The organism is Zetaproteobacteria bacterium (genome assembly GCA_003696765.1).
Classification (GTDB): domain Bacteria; phylum Pseudomonadota; class Zetaproteobacteria; order Mariprofundales; family J009; genus RFFX01.
Genome location: RFFX01000062.1, coordinates 1 through 3918, shown reverse-complemented (window position 1 = coordinate 3918; position 3918 = coordinate 1). Strand labels below are relative to the sequence as shown.

Sequence of the window (3918 nt, the reverse complement as noted above, 5' to 3'; positions counted from 1 at the left end):
TGGTGGGCCCACCAGGACTCGAACCTGGAACCAACCGGTTATGAGCCGGCAGCGCTGACCAATTGCGCCATGGGCCCGTGCCCCTGCCGATCCCGCACGCCGTGCATCCGCAGCCGGCGGCGGAATGCCGCCGCCCCCTCCCCTCTTCAGGCGCACGCCACAGCCTGCCGTCGCAGGCCGAGGCCTCCTGCAGAGACCACCCGACGAACCGCGGTTGACCGCATCTCCGCCCGCAGGGAGCCTTGCCGACCCTCCCCGGATCGGGAACGTGCGGACCCGGAGCCTGCATCGACCGGCGGTGGATGTGAAGCAAAAAGGTCCATGGACGGACGTTTTGCGACCGGATCATATGGAACAGAGCGCGACCGTCGAGGATCGCATCGCCGGCTTTCGCAGCCGTGCCGAATCCCTGAGCAACCGCATCCGCGCGTTGCGGAGGTCTCTTTGAGATCGACGACGGCCGCCGGCGGCTGAAGGAGCTCGACGCCCGCGTCGAAGATCCCGCGCTGTGGAGTGATCCCGCACAGGCGCAGCGGGTGATGCAGGAGCGGACCCGGCTGGGGCGGTCGATCTCCGCCTTCCTGCAGGCGGAATCGGCGCTCGACGACGCCGTCACCCTCTTCGATCTCGCCCGCGAAGAGTCGGACCGCGACACCATGATCGAGGCGGTCGACCAGCTCGATGCGGTGGAACAGCAGGTCTCCCGGCTGGAGTTCATCCGGATGCTGGGCGGAGAGAACGATGCCGAATCGGCCTTCCTCGACATCAATGCCGGCGCCGGCGGCACCGAGGCGTGCGACTGGGCGGAGATGCTGCTGCGCATGTATCTACGCTGGGCCGAACGCAAAGGCTTCACCACCGAGCTGATGGAGTGCACGCCGGGCGAGGAGGCGGGCATCAAGTCGGCCACGCTGTCGGTCAAGGGGGAGTACGCCTTCGGCCTGCTCAAGGCGGAGACCGGCGTCCATCGGCTGGTGCGCAAATCGCCGTTCGACTCGGGCAACCGGCGCCACACCTCCTTCGCGTCGGTCTACGTCTATCCCGACATCGAGCGCGAGATCGAGATCGAGATCAACGAGGCCGACGTACGGGTCGACACCTACCGGGCGAGCGGCGCCGGCGGGCAGCACGTCAACAAGACCGATTCGGCGGTGCGGCTGACCCACCTGCCCACCGGCACGGTGGTGCAGTGCCAGAACGAACGCAGCCAGCACAAGAACCGTGCCGCGGCGTGGAAGATGCTCAAAGCCCGGCTCTACGAACTGGAGCTGCGCAAGCGGGAGGCGGAACGGCAGCAGCTCGAGGAGGACAAGAGCGACATCGGCTGGGGCAACCAGATCCGTTCCTACGTGCTCGACCAGTCCCGCATCAAGGATCTGCGCACCGGCATGGAAACCGGCAACACCCGGGCCTTCCTCGACGGCGACATCGACGCCTTCATCCACGCCTGGCTGATGGGGATGACCCGCGAGCGATAGCGCCGACTGCGCCGGCGGCCGAACGGTCGGGTTGTCCCCCATTCGCCCGGCTCCTACCCTTTGCCGACCGGCCGCACCCCCATCGGCCGTGATCCACGACCATCCGGGCCCGGGCACCGACGCCCCGGCCCTCCTCCACCCCCATCGAAGAGCCCATCCGGAGTCCCTGTGAAGCAACAGATCGAACAGGCCATCGCCCGCTGCGTCGTCGACATGGTCGCAGAGGAGCAGACAGCTCCGAGCGTCCGGCTCAGCCGCCCGAAGCAGCAGGCCCACGGCGACTTCGCCTGCAACATCGCCATGCAGCTCGCCCGCACCCTGCGGCAGCCCCCGGCAGCGATCGCCGGTCAAATCATCGAGCGGTGCGCCTGGCCTGCGGCGGTGCGCAAGGTGGAGGTCGCCGGACCCGGATTCATCAACATCTTCCTCGCCGACACCGCCGAAGCCGGCGTGCTCGCCACCATCGTCCGGCAGGGGGCGGACTACGGCCGGCTGCCGGTGGACCCCGCAAGACCCCGGGTGATGGTCGAGTACGTCTCGGCCAATCCGACCGGCCCGATGCATGTCGGCCACTGTCGGGGCGCCTGCGTCGGCGATGCGCTGGCCAGCCTGCTCGCCGCCCGCGGTCACCCGGTGACCCGCGAGTACTACATCAACGACGCCGGCGCCCAGATCGAGGTGCTGGCCCGTTCGGTCTGGCTGCGCATGCGCGAGCTGCAGGGGGAGGCGATCTCCCTGCCGGAGGATGCCTACCCGGGCGACTATGTGATCGAGATCGCCCGGGAGATCCTGCAGCGCCACCCCTTCGCCGAGCTGGCCGCCATGGAGGAGGGCGCCCGGCTGGAACTGCTCGGCGGACAGGCGGTGGCGGCCAACATGGCCCGCATCCGCGACGATCTGGCCGCCCTCGGCGTCCGGTTCGACCACTACTTCTCCGAGCGGCAACTGCACCAGTCCGGCGCCATCCGCAAGCTGATCGAGGAGCTCACCGAGCGCGGGTTGGTCTACCGCGGCACGTTGCCGCCGCCCAAGGGGAAGGAGGTGGCCGACTACCGGCCGGTGGAGCAGCTGCTCTTCCGCACCACCGATTTCGGCGACACCATCGACCGTCCGCTGTGCAAGCAGGACGGCAGCGCCACCTACTTCGCCGCCGACATCGCCTACCACCACGACAAGTTCCAGCGCGGCTTCACCCGGCAGATCGATGTCTGGGGCGCCGACCACGGCGGCTACGTGGCGCGGGTGCAGGCGGCGGTCAAGGCGGTCTGCGGGCTCGACGGCCAGCCGGAGGTGGTGCTGGTGCAGATGGTCAACCTGCTGCGCGACGGCAAGCCGGTGAAGATGTCCAAGCGGGCCGGCACCTTCGTCACCCTGCGCGAGGTGGTCGACGAGGTGGGGGCCGATGCGGTACGGTTCAACTTCCTCACCCGCCGGGCCGAGAGCCAGCTCGATTTCGACCTCGAGCTGGCCCGCCGTCAGTCGGAGGAGAACCCGGTCTACTATGTGCAATACGCCCACGCCCGGGCGGCGGCGATCCTGCGCAAGGCGGAGGAGGCGGGCATCACGAGCGACGATGCCGCCGACACCGCGCCGTTGACCGGCAGCGAGGAGCGCAGGCTGATCGCCATGCTGACCGAATACCCGACGGTACTCGAACAGGCCGCCGAGCGACGGGAGCCCTATCGTGTGGCCACCTGGCTGATGGAGCTTGCCGCCGTCTGGCACCGCTTCTATCACAAACAGCGGGTGGTGGTGGAGGAGCAGGCCACCGCGCAGGCGCGGCTGCTGCTGGTGCGCGCCACCGCCCAGGTGCTGCGCAACGGCCTGGAGCTGCTCGGCGTGGCCGCACCGGAGCGTATGTGAGCGGATTGGGGCAGGATTTCGCCCGCCTCTCCTCCGAGGCGATGGCGGAGGTGGCACCGCCGCGGCCGAAGCGGGACGGCAGGGCTTCCCGCCTCGGACGTGCCCTGCTGGTGGCAGCGCTGGTGGCGGTGGTCGCCGCAGCCTTCGCCGGCGGCCATTACCTCGGCCGCATGGAAGGGATCGACCAGCAGAAGGCGTCGGCCCGACAGCAGCTGCAACGGCAGCTGGAGGCGCAGCGACGGGAGATCGACCGATTGAAGCGGGAGCTGGCCGCCCGGCCGAAGAAGAAGGCCACTGCCAGGCCCGATGCCGTCACCGAGGTGGGCGAGCTCACCTTCTACGACGACCTGATCCACGACAAGGTCGATCCGACGGTGGCGACGGCGGAAACCGGGCAGGGGATCGAGCGCGGCGTGGCCGACATCATCGCCCAATCCAGCCTGCCGGAGGGGGGGCGTCTGCCGCTCTACATCCAGCTGGGCTCGTTCGGCGATCGCACGTCGGCGGAGCTGCTCAAACAGCAAGTGGTCCGGCTGGGGATGATCGCCTTCATCCGGCCGGTCACCCTCTCAGGCGG

3 protein-coding genes and 1 tRNA gene are annotated in these 3918 nt (G+C 69.1%); 3 read left to right on the top strand and 1 reads right to left on the bottom strand.

The window, feature by feature from the left end:
* A tRNA-Met gene (locus tag D6682_06320) sits at positions 1-77 on the bottom strand.
* 372 nt (positions 78-449) lie between these two features.
* On the opposite strand from D6682_06320, the gene prfB reads away from it, so the two are divergent.
* From prfB to D6682_06305, 3 genes are all read left to right on the top strand, one after another.
* Complete coding sequence (gene prfB, locus D6682_06315) at positions 450-1478, top strand: peptide chain release factor 2 (GenBank protein RMH50746.1); 1029 nt, start codon at positions 450-452, stop codon at positions 1476-1478.
* Between the two features lie 168 nt (positions 1479-1646).
* Entirely contained in the window at positions 1647-3341 is a 1695-nt protein-coding gene (locus D6682_06310) for an arginine--tRNA ligase (GenBank protein RMH50745.1), read from the top strand.
* A 5-nt stretch (positions 3342-3346) separates the two neighbouring features.
* Positions 3347-3918: hypothetical protein (locus tag D6682_06305; GenBank protein RMH50744.1), on the top strand; the 572-nt coding region annotated here is incomplete at its 3' end.